The following is a 17562-nucleotide window of genomic DNA, read 5'->3' as shown; positions in this document are numbered from 1 at the left end:
CTCAGGATTCCTATCTTCTCTTTCCAGTTCCATGAGCGATATTCGCTACTGGGGCGCGCGCGTGTTCGCCAACCCGCGCACCTTCATGGTGATCGGGTTGATCGCGCTGATCGTCTTCCTGTTCCTGTTCGCGGACACCATGCAGATCGGGCTGATATGGGCCGGCACGGCGCTGGGCGTATTGCTGTTGCTGTGGCTGTGCGTGCAGCTGTGGCGGCGCCGCCGCACGCGGCGCGCCAACCAGCAGCTGGGCGACATGCTGGAGCAACAGGTGCAAACGGGCGCCGTGTCCAGCCCCGCCGCCAACCGCAACGACATCGATGCCTTGCGCCAACGGCTGACGCAGGCGGTGCGCACGATCAAGACGTCAAAGATCGGCCAGACGTCGGGTAACGAAGCCCTGTACGAACTGCCCTGGTACATCGTCATCGGCAACCCGGCGGCCGGCAAGAGCAGCGCGGTCATCAACTCGGGCCTGCAATTTCCGTTTGCGGACAAGAACGGCGCGGCTGTGCGCGGCGTGGGCGGCACGCGCAACTGCGATTGGTTCTTCACCACGGAAGGCATCCTGCTGGACACGGCGGGCCGCTATTCGGTGCACGAGGAAGACCGCAACGAATGGATGAGTTTTCTGGACCTGCTCAAGCGCCATCGCCCGAAGGCGCCGATCAACGGCATCATCGTGGCGGCCAGCATCAGCGAGCTGACCGATTCCGGCCCGGAATTTGCCATCAACCTGGCCAAGAACCTGCGCCAGCGCGTGCAGGAACTGACCGACCGGCTGGAGGTGTTTGCGCCGGTGTATGTGATTTTCACGAAGGCGGATCTGATCGCTGGCTTCTCGGAGTTTTTTGCGGATGCCGACCCGCGCGAGCGCGACCGCGTGTGGGGCGCCACGCTGCCGTATGGCGCGGACGAAAGCCGCGACGTGCTGACGCAATTCGACGAGCGTTTTGACGAGCTGTATGAAGGCCTGAAGGAAATGGGCACGGCGCAGATTTCGCTGCGACGCAGCGGCGCCCTGCCCCCGGGCCTGCTGACTTTTCCGCCGGAATTCGCGGCGATCAAACCCGCGCTGCGCACGTTTCTGTCGACCTTGTTCGAGACCAATCCGTTCCAGTACAAGCCGGTGTTTCGCGGCTTTTACTTCACCAGCGCCCTGCAGGAAGGCGCCTCGCGCAGCACCTCGACAGAGAAGCTGGCCGAGCGCTTCAGCCTGCGCCCATCCACGCGCGGCGCGGCGCCCAACACGGCATCGCACAACGGCCTGTTCCTGCGCGACCTGTTTTCCAACGTGATCTTTGCCGACAAGAAGCTGGTGCGCCAACACGCCAGCCCGAACAAAGTCCGCATGCGTTACCTGACCTTCTTCGGCCTGGTGCTGGCGCTGGGCCTGGTGCTGGGCGGCTGGAGTTGGTCGTACCTGGGCAACCGCCAGCTGGCCACCAACGTGCAGGCGGATCTGGACAAGGTGGTGCGCCTGCAAAGCGAACGCACCGATCTGCAAAGCCGTCTGGAAGCGATGGAGATCCTGCAAGACCGCATCGAACAGCTGGACCGCTATTCGTCCAGCCGCCCCCTGTCGTTGGGCCTGGGGCTGTACCAGGGCGATGTGCTGCGCGAACGCCTGCTGGCCGAGTACTACAACGGCCTGCGCCAGTTCATGCTGGTGCCGGTGAAGGCCAGCCTGGAAGAGTATCTGGGCCGCGTGGATACGTCGAAGGCCGCGGCGGCCGGCGCGACGGCCACGCCGGTATCCACCCAGGCGTCTGCCCAGGCACAGGGACAGCCGGCGCGCGCCAATGCCGGCGACACCTTGTTCCAGGACGCCTCGCCCACCAACGTCGACGACGCGTACAACGCGCTCAAGACGTACCTGATGATGGCCAACCGCGAGCACGTGGACCCGACCCACCTGTCGGATCAGATCACGCGCTTTTGGCGCGGCTGGCTGGAAACCAATCGCGGCGCCATGCCGCGCGACCAGTTGATCCGCAGCGCGGAGCGGCTGATTTCGTTTTACGTGGCGCGCGCCGCCGATGCCGATTGGCCGCAGATCGAGACCAATCTGGCGTTGGTGGAACGCACGCGCGGCAATCTGCGCAGCGTGATGCAGGGCATGCCGGCGCGCGAACGCGCCTATTCCACGCTGAAGGCGCGTGCCGCCACGCGCTTCCCGGCAATGACCGTGGCGCGCATCATGGGCGAAGCCGACGCCGCCGTGGTGGCGGGCAGCTACGCCGTGCCCGGCACCTTCACCCGCGAAGCCTGGGAGCAATACATCGAGCCCGCCATCGGCGAGGCCGCGCGGCGCGAAGTGCAGACCAGCGACTGGGTGCTGGGCGTGAACGCGCGCGACGATCTCACGCTGGAAGGCAGCCCGGAACAAATCCAGAAAAGCCTGGCCACGATGTACAAGACCGAGTACGCGCAGGAATGGCAGAAGATGCTGCGCGGGGTCACGATCAAGCCGTTCAACAGCTTTGAGCAAGCAGTGCACGGCATGAACCGCCTGGGCGATCCGCAGAATTCGCCGCTGGTCAAACTGATCAACACCACCTACGAGCAAACGTCGTGGGACAACCCGTCGCTAATCAACACGGGCATTTCGCAAGCGCAGACGGGTGTGGTGGCGTGGTTCAAGCGCGTGATCCTGCGCCAGGGCCAGCCCAAGCCCGCGCAGGCGCAGACGGCGGCCAACGGCGAACAGATTCCGATGGGGCCGGTGGGCCGCGAGTTCTCGGACGTGGCTCGGTTGGTGGTCACGCGCGACAACCAGTCGCTGATGGGCAACTACATGACGGCGCTGTCGAAGATCCGCACGCGCTTTAACCTGATCAACAACCAGGGCGACCCGGGCCCCGGCGCCTTGCTGCTGATGCGCCAGACGCTGGAAGGCAAGGACTCGGAGCTTGCCGATGCGCTGAAGCTGGTTGATGAACAGATGCTGGCCGGCCTGACGCCCGCGCAACGCGAGACGCTGCGCCCGCTGCTGGTGCGCCCGCTGATCCAGGGCTATGCCGTGGCCATGCAACCCGCCCAGACCGAGCTGAACAAGGTGTGGAACGCGCAGGTCTATCAGCCCTTCAGCCAGGGCCTGGCCGACAAGTATCCGTTCTCGACCAAGGCCGGCATCGAGGCCAGCGGCGAAGAAATCGGCCAGGTGTTCGGCCCGCAAGGCAGCATCGCCAAGTACGTGAACGACACGCTGGGGCCGCTGACCGTGCGGCGCGGCGACATCCTCACGGCGCGTACCTGGGGCGACATGGGCATAGATTTGCAGCCCTCGTTCACTGCCAACTTTGCACAGTGGGTGGCCCCGCTGGCGGGCGGGGCCGCAGGCTCGGGCGCCGCGTCGCAGCCGCAGACGCTGTTCCAGATCCAACCCAAGCCGGCGGGCGGCGTCACGGAATACACCATCGAGATCGACGGCCAGCAACTGCGCTATCGCAACACGCCGCCGCAGTGGGTCAACTTCGTGTGGCCCAATGCGCAGGGCGCACCGGGCGCGCGCATCACGGCCACCGCGTTTGACGGCACCGTGGTCGAGGTCATCAACGAGCCCGGCCGCTTTGGCCTGGAACGGCTGATCTCCGGATCGCAGCGCAAGCCCAACCCCGACGGCAGCTTCGACATGAGCTGGACCAAGTCGAACATCACCGTGCCGGTCAAGCTGCGCATCATCAGCAACGCGCAAGCCGCCAGCGCGGGCGGCACCGAACCCGGCAGCCAAGGGCTGCGCAACCTGCGCCTTCCCGCCTCGGTGGTGGGCGCATCCTCTCAACCCTCCGTCGCCCCGACGCCTGCCGGAGCGCAGCAATGAGCCATCCGCAGTCCCCCATGTTCCGTACGGCCTACTTCGGCAAAATCCCGTCTCGCGGTGATTTCGTGAAGAACACCTCGCACCCCCAGTTGATGTCGACGCTGGATGCGTGGGTGGCGAACACCATGGAGATCCTGGCGCAAGACCCGCACTGGAAGACGCTGTACGACGAGGCGCAGCCGGTGCCCTTCGCGGTCTTGGGCTCGCGCGGCAAGCTGGCCATTGCCGGCCACCTGCAACCCAGCCGCGACCAGTCAGGGCGGCGCTTTCCGTTCATCAGCGCGACGTCGGTAGAGGTAGCGCGTCCGCTGGATTTCATCGCGCGCAGCCCGCTGGCGTTCAGCCGCATGTGGAACCGCATGGGCGCGGCCGCTGCGCAGCTGATGCAGGACGGCGACCCCGCCCCCGCGCTGCAAACGCTGAACGACCTGGAAGGCGAGATCCGCACGGCGGCCGACGACGGCTTCGATGCGTTCATCGACCTGCAAACAATCGAACGCGTAGAGGCCATGCTGCGCAACAACGGCCACGCGGCCAGCATGCACGACATCGTGCTGGCGCTGGGCATCCTGCTTGCACCCGTGATGTCCAGCGGCTCGTCGCAGCTGGACACGGGGCTGGCGTTGCCGCTGCCGGACGACCCGCTCTACATCAACCTGGTGGCCACGTATTGGATGACGCTGATCGCGCCCTTCCTGACGCGCGCCGACTTTGAAATCGCCATGTTCATCGGCAGGGTGGCGGGCAAGCATCGGCTGGTGGTGGGCTTTCGGGGCGCATCGCCGCAGACGCTGGCCAGCCTGTTGTCCACGCCGCAGACCTTATCGCAGCACTACATCGTGCTGGAGGGCGCGCCGTGGGTGCGCGACCATGTCAGCGCCAGCCACGGGCTGGCCAAGCTGTCGAGCTATCTGGATCAACCGCGGCTTTCCTTGCGCCAGGCGCTGGAAACGTTCCGCGAAGTTTTCATCGGAGCCTAGCGCATGCGCACGCTTATTCTTGCCCTGGCCGCCACGCTGTCGTGCGCGGCCCATGCCCAGGATGCCGCAACGGTGGTGCCGGCCAACGTCATCCCCCAACCCGGCCAGGTGGTGGCCAGCGGCGCGGTGCCCGACGAGGCCACCAAGGCCGACGTGCTGGCGCGCTTGCAGAAGGTCTATGGCGTGGGGAACGTGATTGATCGCATCGACGTGGGCGGCGTGGTCGCGCCGGCGAACTGGTCGCAACACGTCAGCAAGCTGCTGGACACCCCGCTCAAGCAGATCAACCGGGGGCAACTGGAGATCGACGGCACGCAGATCCGCTTGCGCGGCGAGGTCGACAACGAAGCGTCGCGGCAACAGATCGCCAGCACCTTCGCCACGTCGCTGAACCCCACGTACAAGATCGTCAACGGCCTGCGCGTATCGGCTGGCAAGGACGAACAGGATGTGCTGGACAACCTGCTGAGCAACCGCGTCGTGGAATTCGAAACGGGCAGCACGCGGTTGACGGCACGCGGCCGCGAGTTGCTGGACCGCGTGGCGGACGCGGTGCCCAAGCTGCGCGCCGACAAGATCCAGATCATCGGCCACACCGACAGTTCAGGCAGCCGCAGCACCAACCTGGCGCTGAGCCAGGCGCGCGCGGATGCGGTGCGGGATTATCTGGTGGACAAGGGCTTGCCGGTGTCGCGCTTCGAGGCGATGGGCGCGGGCCCGGATCAACCGGTCGCGACCAACGCCACGGCCGAGGGGCGGGCCAAGAACCGACGCATCGAATTCCGCGCGGCGCGATAAGGCTGGCGGTTGGCCCTTAGCCGTTCTCGCCGGCCTTCTTGATGCCCAGCAGTTCTTCCAGGCCCGACAGGGTCTCGTCGTTCTTGACCACCGTGCGCAGCCACAGGTGCAGCGACATCTCGCCCCAGCTCGCCGCTTTGTCGGCCAGATAGGCTACCGGGCTGTGCGGCTCGGTGCGGCGGAAAAAATCAGCCACCTCGCGCAGCTGCGCCAACGCCTGCTCGCGCGTCTGGATCGGACCACGCACGGCGGGCGTTGAGGGGATGCCGACCGGCGCACCGGCGGCAGGGAAGGAATCGTCGGCGGGCAAGGTCGGCTCCACACGGGTGGGAACGGCGGGCGCCACGGGAGGCTGTGGCAAGGTCGGCGCCATATCGGCGCGCACCAGCAAACCAGCGTCGCGCGCAAAGCGGTGGACCAGTTCGGTCACGTTGCGCAGCGCCTCGCGCACCCTCGAAAACGCCGGGCTTTCGTCGCCCAGCCGCTCGTCCAGCGTGCGTTCCAGCTGCGCCAACGCCTGCGCGCAACCTTCCAGCTGGCCGTCCAATTCGGAATAGAACGACGGCGGCGTATCGCGCCGCGCCGCATCAAAGCGGTCTAGCGTGAGCTTGCCCCGGGTCAGCTCGTTGGCGTTGTCCGGCGTGCGCTTGACGGCGTTAGCCAACTGGCTGGCGGCCTCCCAGAGCACCGCGCCATAACGCGCGCCGTCCGCCTGCGTCAGCGGAATCTCGCCAATCAGTTGCTGCGACCGCGACAGCAGCCACGCCAGGTTGCCCACGCGTTGCTGCACGTCGCCATCCTCGGGCACGGGGTGCAGGCCATCCCAATAGTTCTGACACAGGCCGTCGATCAACAGATAACCGTCGCGCAAGCCCGCAAAGCCGCGCGTCTTGGCCCACGCTTCCGCCAGCCACGACGCAATGCGTATGTCCTTGCTACGGTTGCGCAGCGCCTCGGAACAGATGCGCGCCACTTCCGGCCAGTCGGCCTCTTTCAAATCAATGATCCAGTCGCCTTGGTCCAGCTGCGGATCGTCGTGCCGACGCGCTTCGCGTATGGCGTCGAATTCGGGCGAGAACACCAGGTCCACGCCGCAGGGCGCATCGCCGGGTATCGGAAGCAACAAGGCGTTGATGTCGGTCATAGTTCTGGAAGGCGGTAGCGGGGCTGGCGGCGTCAGAGCCAAAGGCGAAGACAACGCTGCCAGCGGCGGGAATGGCGGAAATGATCCCACATTCGCTTACGCATAACGTTCAAAGATGACACGTCCTATTACAAGGCGCATCACGATGCATCGTTATGATTTCGGCTCCTACCCAAGGAGCGTCCATGACGACGAAATCCATCCGCATGTTGCCCGACGGGCACTTCATTGCCGGCACCCCGCGCCGAGCGCCCGACGGCACCTATGTCGGCGGCGAAGGCCCCATCACCCGCGCCCCCGACGGCACGTACGTGGCAGGCACCCCGCAACGCGCGCCGGACGGCAGCTACAAAGGCGGCGGCGGCCCCGTGCGCATGGCGCCCGACGGCACATTCGTGGTCGGCCCTGCCCGGCGCGCGCCGGACGGCACGTATCTGTAAACAGATATCTCGCGCCATGTCCCAACGCCCCGTCATCCGCAAAGGCGACAAGACGTCGCACGGCGGCGTCGTCGTGACCGGCGATGAAACCGTCATCATCTTCGGCCAGCCCATGGCCCGCGTCGGCGACCGCGTCACCTGCCCCAAATGTGGCGACACGCACACCATCGTCGAAGGTGTGCACAACGTCAGCTCCGACCGCATGACCGCGCTGGAAGGCATGCGCACGTCCTGCGGCGCGACGCTGATCGCGAGCCAGAGTTTTTATCAGTTGGAGTTTGGGTGAGGCGTGCAATGCAATGACGGGCCGGGGGTAGGTATCCCTGTCCCGTCGGAATCGCGCAAAGCAAAAGGCCGGAAAGCAAAAAGCCCACCGCATGCGGTGGGCTTTTTTTGCCTGGTGCACCAAGTTTCCCGGGTACGACCAAAAATTCTGGTGGGCTGTGAGTGGCTCGAACACTCGACCTACGGATTAAGAGTCCGCTGCTCTACCAACTGAGCTAACAGCCCTGCAATGCACGCATTTCGATTCGTTTTCAACCGCGCGGCTATCTGTTGATGGCCTTGCTGCTGACTGCGTTTCGCTATGTGTGTAGTGCGAAGAAGCAAGATTATATGTAGGTTTTTTTGTTTGTGCAAGTCGGGTGCGAAAAAACTTTCACACCCGCTGCGTCAGGCTGCGTAGCCGCCGTCCACCGACAGGCTGGCGCCCGTGATGTAGCGCCCTTCCGGCCCCGCCAGGAAGGCCACCATGCCCGCGATGTCGCGCGGTTCGCCATAGTGGGGCAGCGACAGCACGGCGACGAGGTCGGCCGCGTGGTCGCCGTTCGCCGGGTTCATGTCGGTGTCGATCGGGCCGGGGTGCACGACGTTGACGGTGATGCCGCGTGCGCCCAGGTCGCGCGCCAGGCCTTGGCTGAGTCCGATCAGCGCGGTCTTGCTGGCCGCGTACAGCGCCACGCCGGGGCGGCCGGCGCGTTGGGACAGGCAGCTGCCGATGTTGATGATGCGGCCGCCGTCCGGCATGGATGCCTGCGCGGTGCGGATGGCCACGAACGGTGCGCGCACGTTGATGTTCATCGTGCGCTCGTATTCCTCAAGGCTGGTGTCGCCGATGACGCCGGTGACAAAAATGCCCGCGTTGTTGACCAGCACGTCCACCGGCCCAAGCAGCTTGATCGCTTGTTCCACGGCCTGCCTGACGGCCAGCGCATCTTCCGCATCGGCCTGGATGGCGCGCACCTGGCGTGCGCCGGCGGTCAATTCCGTTGCCAGTGCCTTGGCTGCGTCAGCCGAGGAAGGGCTGACGTAGGTGAACGCGACGTGCGCGCCCTCGGCGGCCAGCCGGCGCACGATGGCCGCTCCGATACCACGACTGCCGCCTGTCACGAATGCGACCTTTCCGTTCAAGTTGCCCATGTTTCATCCTTATTTGTAGTGATCGATACAAATATCATCGCCGCGAAATATTTGCGGCGTCAACAAATTTTTTATCGATCAACACAAAATAGGCGTCGCAGGTAAAATCCCGCCATGGCAGAACGTGGGCGCCCCCGGAGCTTTGACCGGGCCCAGGCCTTGCAAAAGGCAATGGAAGTTTTCTGGTCGAAGGGATATGAAGCAGCATCGCTGTCCGAACTCACGGAAGCGATGGGCATCAACTCGCCCAGCCTTTATGGCGCGTTCGGCTCCAAGGAAGACCTGTTTCGTGAAGCCGTCGAGCTATACCGTGAGACCGCCGGCGGGGGATCGCGGCGCGCATTGCAAGACGGCGCGACTGCGCGTGAAGGCGTTCAAGCCATGCTGATGGCAGCAGCCGAACGCTTCACCGCGCCGGGCACGCCGCCCGGCTGCATGATCGTATTGGGCGCGCCGTCCGGCAGCGTCAACCACGCCAGCGTTGGCGAATTCCTCTGCGATAGCCGGCGAGAGATGCAGGCCCGGATTCAGACCCGCCTTGCCGCCGGCGTTGCCGACGGCGAACTGCCTGCCGGCACCGACGTGAAAGCGCTGGCGGCGTTCTACACGACCGTGTTGCACGGCATGTCGATCCAGGCGCGCGACGGCGCCGGCCGCAAGACTTTGCAGTCAGTGGCTCGGCAAGCCATGTGCGCCTGGGACGCCCTGACGGGCAGCCGGCCGCCTTCAGGCGTGCCTCCGGGCCACGCCCGTTCCTGACGGCCGCGACCATGTTCCGCATCGACCTTCGGCGCCTTATCCTTTGGATCTGCCTGCTGTCGGTCGTTTTGGTGCTGGCCGGCGGATTGCACGCCAGCTACCTGGTGCAGCGCGACCTGCTGCTGCACAACGCGCTTGAGGTCAACCGCGTCTACGCGTCCAAGCTTGCCGTCACCACCGACCTGTTCCTGGCGGACGTGCGGCGTTATCTGGCGTATAGCGCCGACGTGCTGACCGACATGGAAGCGCGCCCCGGCTTGATGGTCGAAGAAACGCGGCGCCAGCAAGCGCAGATGGGGCAGTTCAATTCCACCGTGGTGGTCTCGCCGACGGGCAAGGTCATTGCGGCATCGTCGGCGTATCCGCAACTGCTGGGCCAGCAACTGACCAGCGAGCCGTCGCGCAATGCCATCCGCACGCAGCAGCCGAATATCAGCGAACCCTATCAGGCCAGCAACAACCGCTGGCTGATTCTGTATTCGCATCCGATTTTCTCGCGTGATTACCGGTACCTGGGGTACATCGCCGGCACGCTGTATCTGCACGAGGACAACGCGCTGGATCGCCTGCTGGACAAGCATTTCTATCGCGATGATTCCTTCGTGTACGTGATGGATCGCAACGGCACGCTGATCTATCACCCGGATCGCAGCCTGCTGGGCCACAAGGCGCCGGACATCGACGCATTGGCGGCGGCGCGGCGGGGTGAAACGGGTGAAATGCGGTTTACCGATCAGCAAGGCCGCGACATGCTTGCGGGTTACGCCCCCGTGCCCAGCACCGGCTGGAGCATCGTCGCGCAGCGGCCGGTCGCGGGCACCCTGCAACCCTTGAGCGACCTGCTCATGGCCACCGCGCGCAATACCCTGCCCTTGCTGCTGTTGTCCATCATCACGATCTGGGTACTGTCGGGCTGGATTGCCCGGCCGCTGGGCGAACTGGCGGGCATCGCCAAGCGCATGGAGGACCCGGATTCCGCCGACCGCATCCGCGACGTGCGGTCGTGGTATTTCGAGGCGGCGCAGCTCAAGCGCGCGCTCATCATCGGCTTGGCGTCGATCCATCACAAGATTCGCGACCTGCGCCGTGAAAGCACCACCGACACGTTGACGGGGCTGCTGAACCGGCGCGGCCTGGACGAGGCCATGGCGCTCTTGCAAGCGGGCGAATCGCCCGTGGCGCTGCTGGCTATCGACATCGACCACTTCAAGACCATCAATGACCGCTATGGGCACACGGCGGGCGACCGGGCCTTGCAGGCGTTGGCAGCCGTCATGAGCGAAGGCTCGCGGGTGGGCGACACCCTGGCGCGCGCGGGTGGCGAAGAATTCGTGGTGCTGATGCCGGGCGCCTCGCTGCATTCCGCGGCGGCTGCCGCCGAACGGCTGCGGCAGCAGATCGCCTCGCGGCAGCCGCCGGATTCCATCGGGTCGCCGCTGACGGTGTCGGTGGGCGTGGCGCGCTATCCCGAACACGGCGCCACGCTAGAAGCGGTCTACCGGCGGGCGGACAAGGCGCTTTATCACGCGAAGAACAACGGCCGCAACGCCGTGTGCGTGGCGGATGACGCCGAACCGGAAGGTGCCCGGCGCGTGTCGCCGAAGTAGCGATGCCGCAGGTGGCGGCGCGGCGGCGGCGCGGCGGCGCGGCGGCACGGCGGCCCTTTAGCCGAGGGCCGCCATCCTGACCGACCTACTTCCCCGTCTGCGCCGGCGCGGTCGGCGGCTTGCGCATCTGTTCCAGCAACGGCCCGCACGCGTTTTCGTCGTTGGTGCTGGGCGCGATCAAGGCCAGCAGGCCGGCGGCTGGGGTCAGCAACACGCCCAGCGCCACCATGCCCGCGCCGCGCGCGGCCAGCGGGCCCACGTGCACGCCCACATCGGGGTCGCCGAACGTACCGCGCACGTACAAGGGTGAACGCAGTGAAAAGATGCGGAAGCCCTTGCTGTCGGGCGTGACGTCCATATCGATTTTTTCGTTCTTGAAATCGGCCGTGCCGGTGATGCTGATCAGCGCGTTTTCAGTGTCGAAAACAAAGACGCGCGGCGTCATCACGCCGTTTTTCATGGCCAGGTCGGCGGCGCCGCAATTGATCTTTACCTCGTCGTCGCCAAACAGCTTGGACACCACGTAGTTGCCCACATTCAGGCCGGCGATCTCCATCAGGCTGCGGCTGATGACGCCATCGTTGACCAGCATTTTGATGTCGCCGGTGGACGTGCCCAGCAGCGCCCCCACGGAATTGCCGGTGCCGCTGACGGCAAGATCCCCGTTCAGTTCGCCCAGCGTCTTCTGCATGGCTTCGGTGGCGGGGAACAGCTGCTTGAGCCGCAGGCGGCGCGCATGCAGGTCCACGCGCCCGGCCATGGCCTCGTGGGCACCATCCAGATTGATGGTGCCGTTGATGTTGCCCCCCGCGATGCCGAACTTGAAGGGGTCCAGCGTCAGCTTGCCGTCCTGCAAGACCACGTGCACCGACAGGTCTGACAAGGGCAGCTTGCTGTCGTGGATGATGCGGCCGGCGTCCAGCGAGACATCGGCATCCATGTCGCGCCAGCGGTCGGTGCGAAACGCCTGCGTGGGCAGCACCTTGCCGCCCTTGGGCTTGGCCGGCGCGTCCTTCGTCTTGTCGGCGGGCGCGGCGGCGGTGCCGTCTGCCGGCACCCCGATCAACGGCCCCAGGTCGACCATGCGCAATTGCTTGGACGACAACTTGCCCGTCAGCTTGGGCCGCGGCGCCCCCATGGCAAAGGTGATGTCGCCATGCAAGTCGCTATTGCCGACCTTGCCGTTGAAGTCCTTGTAGTCAAACACGGCGCCGCCCGGGTTTTGCAGCTTGGCCACCAAATGCCCATCCGTGGAATACGGCGGCGTATCCGGCAAGGTCACGCCCGTTAGCGGGTACAACTGCGCCATGGATGCGCCGGCCAGCTTCAGGCGCAAGTCCAGCGCGCCCAGGTTGGCGGGGTCGGTCACGGTGCCGGTGATCGACGCCTTGGTGCCGCCCACGGCGACATCCGCCTGGACCGGAAAGGGTTGCTTGGGATCTTGCAGGGCCAACATGCCGCCGACCTTGCCTTCGCCTTTGGTGTCCAGACCTTTGTATTTGCCGTCAACCTTCCAGCCGAAGACATAGTCGCGCGGCGCCGGGGCCTGGCCGTCCTGTGGCGCGACGGCGGCGCCCGCCACGTCGGCGAACGGGACAGGCTTGCCCAGCGGATCGACCAGCACCGTCAGGTCGGCTTTAAGCGTCTCGTCGACGAAACCAACGCGGCCCTTGTCGAAACCGATCTCGTTGATGTCCAGCACCCACGGCGACGGCTCGCCGGATTCAGGCAGCGTGAATACCCAGTTGGCGCGGCCATCGGCCAGCCGTTGCAGATCGGCGGCGGGCTCGGTCAGCTGGATTCTGCGAATGACGACGCGCTGGCGCAGCAATGGCAACAGCGCCAGGCTGAACTCGCCGCGCTTGAGGGTGGCGAAGGTCGGGGCCTTGGCCCAGGGCGCATTGCCGATCGAAATATCGTTGGCGACCACGTGCGGCCACGGCACCCAGGCCCGCCAACCGCCCTCGTCCCGTTCACGCTGCCACTTGACGCTGAGATCGCCATTGATGGCGAACGGCCTGCCGATGGCAGCGCTGGCGCGTTCGTTGATCATGGGCTTGGCGCGGTTCCAGTCAAAGGTGGCGATCACCACCGCCAATACCAGCACGAGCAGGGCCAGAGCCCCTACAATCCCGATCGCTATTTTTCTTGTTCGCGTCATGGCGTTCATCCTTGGCGTTATGGCCGGCCCATCACCGCCGACCCCATTTACCAACAAGGGTATCGCGGCCCGGGGCAAGGGTTAAGCTTGCCGGCCCCATAATGTGTGCGGATCTTTCCAAGCGGCGGCGCTGCGTACCGGCCGACATGGCGGTCGTCGCCTTGCCTGACGCAGCATGCGGCGTGCCCGGTAAAGGTGAAGCACAATAAGGGCCGTTACAAAGCGAAATAGCCGAAGCGGTGACCGGCGTGGTCGGGCGCGCGGATTCGCTGAATTTTCTACGCGGTCCCTGATCCAATGCCCGCAAGATTGGTTTCGGCCCACCGGGCCGGATGCAGAACAACCTGGAGGCCCAATGCGGCATTCAACCCTGATTTTCGTAGTGGCGGCATTTGCGCTGCTGACGTTGAGCCGCTTGGCGCTGGCCGCCTGGCAGTGGCAGCGCGTGCGCAATGCCGGTGGCCTGGTCCCCTTGTTGCTGGGCGGTTTGCGCATCGACGCGCATCAGATCGCCGTGCTGGCCGCGCTGCCGGCGGTGCTGTCGCCTTTCTTTGGCCACTTTCCGATTGCCGCCTCGCTTGCCGGATATTGGTACCTGGTGGCCTTCATGCTGCTGGCCTTTCTGGAAGTGGCCTCGCCGCCCTTCATCCTGGAATACGACTCCCGGCCCAACCGCCTGTTCGTTGAATACCTGAAGCACCCGCGCGAGGTTTCGGGCATGCTGTGGCGCGGCTACAAGCTGGTGCTGGTGGGCGCCTTTGCCGCCCTGGCGCTGATCGGCTGGGGCGCGTACGCCCTGTTCGGACACGCCCAGGCCGACGCGGCGCTGACCTGGTGGCAGATGCCGATTGCCAGCGTGGTGATCCTGGCGGTAGTCATCCTGGCCATACGCGGCACGCTGGGCCATCGCCCGATCAACCCGTCTTCGGTGGCCTATTGCTCGGACGGCATGCTGAACACGCTCGCGCTCAATTCGCTCTACAACGTGTTCTACGCCGTCTACAGCATGAAGAACGAAAAGTCGGCCTCGGCGGTGTACGGCGGCATGGACGATGACCAGATGCACGATCTGGTGCTGGCGCAAGCCGGCCTGCCCAATCCGCCCGCCAACCCCGACTACCCCAGCCTGCATCGCCAACCCGCCACGCGCAAGACGGCGCGGCCGCTGAACCTGGTGATCATTCTTGAAGAGAGCCTGGGCGCGCAGTACAGCGCGGGCTTGGGCGGCGCCAACCTGACGCCGGAACTGGATGCGCTGGCGCGCGAAGCCTGGGCGTTTACGCGCGCCTATGCCACCGGCACGCGCTCGGTGCGCGGGCTGGAAGCCGTGGTGACGGGCTTTTTGCCCACGCCTGCCCAGGCCGTCTTGAAGCTGCCCCGTTCGCAGCGCGGCTTTTTCTCGCTGGCTGACCTGCTGGGCCGTCATGGCTACCATTCGCGCTTCATCTACGGCGGCGAATCGCACTTTGACAATATGAAGGGCTTCTTCCTGGGCAACGGCTTCAAGCAGATCGTTGACCGCGCCGACTTCGTCGACCCCGCGTTCGTGGGCACCTGGGGTGCGTCGGACGAAGACATGTTCAATCAGCTTGACCGCCTGCTGCGCGAGGACGGCGACAAGCCCACCTTCACGCTGGCGTTCAGCGTATCGAACCACACCCCTTGGGAATACCCCGCCGGCCGCATCCAGACGGAAGGCAACCCCGCCACCGTGGAGAACACGGTGCGCTATGCGGACTGGGCGCTGGGCCGCTTCTTTGAACGCGCCAAGGCATCGCCGTACTGGGAGAACACCGTGTTCCTGGTGGCGGCCGACCACGATTCGCGCGTGTTCGGCGCCAGCCTGGTGCCGGTGCGCCACTTCCATATTCCCGCCGTGATCCTGGGCGCCGGCGTCGAGGCACGCCGCGACGACCGCCTGATCAGCCAGATCGACCTGCCGCCCACCTTGCTGTCGCTGATCGGCGTGGACACCGAACACCCGATGATCGGCCACGACCTGACGCGCAGCACACCGGGCCGCGCCATCATGCAGTACGACAACACGTACGGGTATCTGAAGGAAAACGACTTGCTGGTGCTGGCGCCCAACAAAACGCCGGTGCAGTACCGCTACACCGCGCCCGAAGACTACGCGCCCGTTGCCCTGAACCCCGAGCTGGCCACCGAAGCGCTGGCCCACGCGCTATGGCCCAGCTGGGCGTATCGCGAAGGCCGTTACAGCCTGCCCGGGCTGACGCCCGAAACGGCGGCCACGCCGGTGGACGCCGCCAAGCGCTGATCTACGCGCCACGCGCTGATCAGCGCGGGCGCAGGAACCCCTTGCGCGCCTTGTCGCTGGGCGCATGGCAATGGCAGTCGGGGGTGTGGTCGTTGACCATGCCCACCGATTGCATGAAGGCGTAGACGGTGGTGGGCCCGACGAACTTCCAGCCCAGCTTTTTCAATGCCTTGGACAGCGCGATGGATTGCTCTGACGTTGACGCGCCCAGCGTCGATGGCGACCCGTCGGGCGCTTCAAAGCGCCAGAAGAACGCGGCCAGGGACCCTTCCCGATCGATCATTTCCAACGCGCGCGCCGCGTTGTTGATCACGGCTTCAATCTTGCCCCGATGGCGCACGATGCCGGCATCGGCCAACAGCGCCTGGATGTCTTTCTCGCCAAACTTCGCGACGCGGGCGGGGTCGAACTCGGCAAAGGCACGACGAAACGCCGCGCGCTTGTTCAGGATGGTGCGCCAGCTGAGGCCGGACTGAAAACCTTCAAGGCAAAGCTGTTCGAACAGCGCGCGATCATCCCCTTGCGGGCGCCCCCACTCGGTGTCGTGATAGGCCATGTATTCGGCGGATGTATCCACCCAGCCGCAACGGGCAAGGCCGTCGGGGAATTCGTTTTTGGCGTTCAAGGCAAAGCTCCAGGCTGCGGTCAGGTATCGATGCTAACGCAGCAACGTCCCCGAAAAAAGTCGTAGCAGCCGCAGTCTGAATCCAGCTACTATTTGCGCGCTGATCCCGTGCCGGCCCTGTCCGCGCGCGCCCCGGATCCCAAACGGGCTTGCACCAACAGCAAGCCCGTTTCGCGTCCATCCCGGGGTTGGGCAGGCTTGCCAAACTTCTCCCCTCTCTCATGTCGCTGCTAGAGACCGCTGTTCTGACGTTCGTGTCGCCCGCCATCCTGGCCGGTGACAAGGCCGATGCCAACCCTTGCCTGGACTGCGGCGCCTGTTGCTCGCACTTTCGGGTGTCGTTCTATTGCGGCGAGCTGGCGGGCGAAAACGGTGGCCACGTGCCGGTGGAATTGGTCACGCAGATGAGCCCGCTGCGCGCCTGCATGAAGGGCACCGAAATGGGAGGCGGCCGCTGCATTTCACTGCGTGGCGAACTGGGCAAGCCCGGCATCCACTGCGCCATCTACGAAGACCGCCCCACGCCCTGCCGGGAATTCGATATCTGGATGCCCGATGGGTCGCCGAACCCGGACTGCCAGCGCCTGCGCGCAGGCCTGGGGCTGGCGCCCGTTGCGCCCCGCCCCGATGCGGAAAACGACCCGCAAGGCCCGATGCACCCGGATCAACCCGCCGCGGCGTAGCAACGCGCCCGCCGCACCGTCAATGCGGTTGCAGCCCCGCCAGATAACGCGTGGGCGTCATGCCGAAAGCCGCCCGGAAACTGCCGATGAAGGCGCTGGTGCTTTCGTAGCCCACCGACAAGGCCGCCTGCGTTACCGAGCCGCCCCGGCACAGCATTTCAAGTGCGCGCAGCAAGCGCGCCTGCTGCCGCCACTGCCCCAGCGTGACGCCGGTTTCTTGCCGGAACCTGCGCATCAAGGTGCGTGACGACATGTTCAGCCGCTGCGCCCATTCATCGATGCCCGCCATGTCGTCAGGCGTATCCAGCAGCGTGTTGGCCAGGTCCTGCAGACGTGGGTCAACGGGCATCGGCAGCAGTTGCGGCGTATGCGCGCGAGAGTCCAGTTCGTGCAACAGCACGTCAAACAACTGAGCCTGGTAGGCGCCGGAAATTTCGCCCGGCTGGCTGCCGCTGAACCGGTCAACCAGGGCTTCGATAAGTTTGGATGACGGCCATGACCGGCAGTGCGCCGGCAACCGGTGGCAGACGTCGGGCCGCACGTAGAGGAACGTGCCGCGGGCATCGCCGAACCAGCGGGCGCCATGCGGCGTGCCCGGCGGAATCCAGCCCAGGCTGCCCGGCATCACCGTCCAGACCTGCGAGCCGGCCTGAACCACCACCAGGCCTTCATGCACCAGCGTCAGCATGCCTTCGTCATGCACGTGCAAGGGCACGGCGATGCCCTTGGACTCGCGCCGCCCTTGCACGCTGAACGATGTCAGCAGCGTATCGGGGCGCGCGTTGGCGATGGCCATGTGAAGCATGGTTGGCAACTTTGAGCTACAGGTTGACGGGTTCCCG

General features: G+C 65.5%; 14 protein-coding genes and 1 tRNA gene. 9 read left to right on the top strand and 6 right to left on the bottom strand.

Annotated elements, in window-relative coordinates; genetic code table 11:
• The first annotated feature begins 31 nt into the window (after positions 1 to 31).
• From tssM to DVB37_RS03650, 3 genes are read left to right on the top strand one after another with little or no spacing between them, the layout of a single operon-like run.
• Entirely contained in the window at positions 32 to 3823 is a 3792-nt protein-coding gene (gene tssM, locus DVB37_RS03660) for a type VI secretion system membrane subunit TssM (RefSeq protein ID WP_240434032.1), read from the top strand.
• Positions 3820 to 4803 (top strand): type VI secretion system-associated protein TagF, encoded by a 984-nt coding sequence (gene tagF, locus DVB37_RS03655; protein WP_104143416.1) that lies wholly within the window; start codon positions 3820 to 3822, stop codon positions 4801 to 4803. Before tssM ends, tagF begins: the two co-directional genes overlap by 4 nt.
• A gap of 3 nt (positions 4804 to 4806) precedes the next feature.
• Positions 4807 to 5601 carry an OmpA family protein gene (locus DVB37_RS03650; protein ID WP_046804221.1) on the top strand — a complete coding sequence of 265 codons (795 nt, stop codon included), beginning with the start codon at positions 4807 to 4809 and terminating at the stop codon, positions 5599 to 5601.
• A 16-nt stretch (positions 5602 to 5617) separates the two neighbouring features.
• Here DVB37_RS03650 and tssA read toward each other — a convergent pair whose 3' ends face one another.
• On the bottom strand, positions 5618 to 6745 hold the full coding sequence (tssA, locus tag DVB37_RS03645) for a type VI secretion system protein TssA (RefSeq protein ID WP_120153861.1): 1128 nt from the start codon (positions 6743 to 6745) through the stop codon (positions 5618 to 5620).
• 185 nt (positions 6746 to 6930) lie between these two features.
• Between tssA and DVB37_RS03640 the strand changes: the two genes are divergently transcribed.
• Together DVB37_RS03640 and DVB37_RS03635 are read left to right on the top strand one after the other, a co-directional pair.
• Positions 6931 to 7185: a hypothetical protein gene (locus tag DVB37_RS03640; RefSeq protein ID WP_104143413.1), complete on the top strand. Its 255-nt coding sequence runs from the start codon at positions 6931 to 6933 to the stop codon at positions 7183 to 7185.
• Between the two features lie 16 nt (positions 7186 to 7201).
• Complete coding sequence (locus DVB37_RS03635) at positions 7202 to 7471, top strand: PAAR domain-containing protein (RefSeq protein WP_046804224.1); 270 nt, start codon at positions 7202 to 7204, stop codon at positions 7469 to 7471.
• 148 nt (positions 7472 to 7619) lie between these two features.
• Here DVB37_RS03635 and DVB37_RS03630 read toward each other — a convergent pair.
• Both DVB37_RS03630 and DVB37_RS03625 read right to left on the bottom strand, forming a co-directional pair.
• Positions 7620 to 7695, bottom strand: a tRNA-Lys gene (locus tag DVB37_RS03630).
• A gap of 162 nt (positions 7696 to 7857) precedes the next feature.
• Positions 7858 to 8604, bottom strand: a complete 747-nt coding sequence (locus DVB37_RS03625; RefSeq protein WP_120153859.1) for an SDR family NAD(P)-dependent oxidoreductase — start codon at positions 8602 to 8604, stop codon at positions 7858 to 7860.
• 114 nt (positions 8605 to 8718) lie between these two features.
• Between DVB37_RS03625 and DVB37_RS03620 the strand changes: the two genes are divergently transcribed.
• Positions 8719 to 9363 carry a TetR/AcrR family transcriptional regulator gene (locus tag DVB37_RS03620; RefSeq protein WP_120153857.1) on the top strand — a complete coding sequence of 215 codons (645 nt, stop codon included), beginning with the start codon at positions 8719 to 8721 and terminating at the stop codon, positions 9361 to 9363.
• An 11-nt stretch (positions 9364 to 9374) separates the two neighbouring features.
• On the top strand, positions 9375 to 10970 hold the full coding sequence (locus DVB37_RS03615) for a sensor domain-containing diguanylate cyclase (protein ID WP_120157381.1): 1596 nt from the start codon (positions 9375 to 9377) through the stop codon (positions 10968 to 10970).
• A gap of 85 nt (positions 10971 to 11055) precedes the next feature.
• Here DVB37_RS03615 and DVB37_RS03610 read toward each other — a convergent pair whose 3' ends face one another.
• Complete coding sequence (locus tag DVB37_RS03610) at positions 11056 to 13131, bottom strand: AsmA family protein (RefSeq protein ID WP_120153855.1); 2076 nt, start codon at positions 13129 to 13131, stop codon at positions 11056 to 11058.
• A 355-nt stretch (positions 13132 to 13486) separates the two neighbouring features.
• Here DVB37_RS03610 and DVB37_RS03605 point away from each other — a divergent pair, with 355 nt between their 5' ends.
• Complete coding sequence (locus DVB37_RS03605; RefSeq protein ID WP_120153853.1) at positions 13487 to 15412, top strand: LTA synthase family protein; 1926 nt, start codon at positions 13487 to 13489, stop codon at positions 15410 to 15412.
• Between the two features lie 19 nt (positions 15413 to 15431).
• On the opposite strand, the gene DVB37_RS03600 is transcribed toward DVB37_RS03605, so the two are convergent.
• Positions 15432 to 16037, bottom strand: a complete 606-nt coding sequence (locus DVB37_RS03600) for a DNA-3-methyladenine glycosylase I (protein ID WP_120153851.1) — start codon at positions 16035 to 16037, stop codon at positions 15432 to 15434.
• Between the two features lie 221 nt (positions 16038 to 16258).
• Between DVB37_RS03600 and DVB37_RS03595 the strand changes: the two genes are divergently transcribed.
• On the top strand, positions 16259 to 16720 hold the full coding sequence (locus tag DVB37_RS03595) for a YkgJ family cysteine cluster protein (protein WP_046804230.1): 462 nt from the start codon (positions 16259 to 16261) through the stop codon (positions 16718 to 16720).
• A gap of 19 nt (positions 16721 to 16739) precedes the next feature.
• On the opposite strand, the gene DVB37_RS03590 is transcribed toward DVB37_RS03595, so the two are convergent.
• On the bottom strand, positions 16740 to 17525 hold the full coding sequence (locus DVB37_RS03590; RefSeq protein ID WP_082134428.1) for an AraC family transcriptional regulator: 786 nt from the start codon (positions 17523 to 17525) through the stop codon (positions 16740 to 16742).
• Positions 17526 to 17562: the final 37 nt, after the last annotated feature.

It is taken from the genome of Achromobacter sp. B7, assembly GCF_003600685.1.
GTDB lineage: Bacteria > Pseudomonadota > Gammaproteobacteria > Burkholderiales > Burkholderiaceae_B > Achromobacter > Achromobacter spanius_B.
This window is presented reverse-complemented; position numbering and strand designations above follow the sequence as displayed.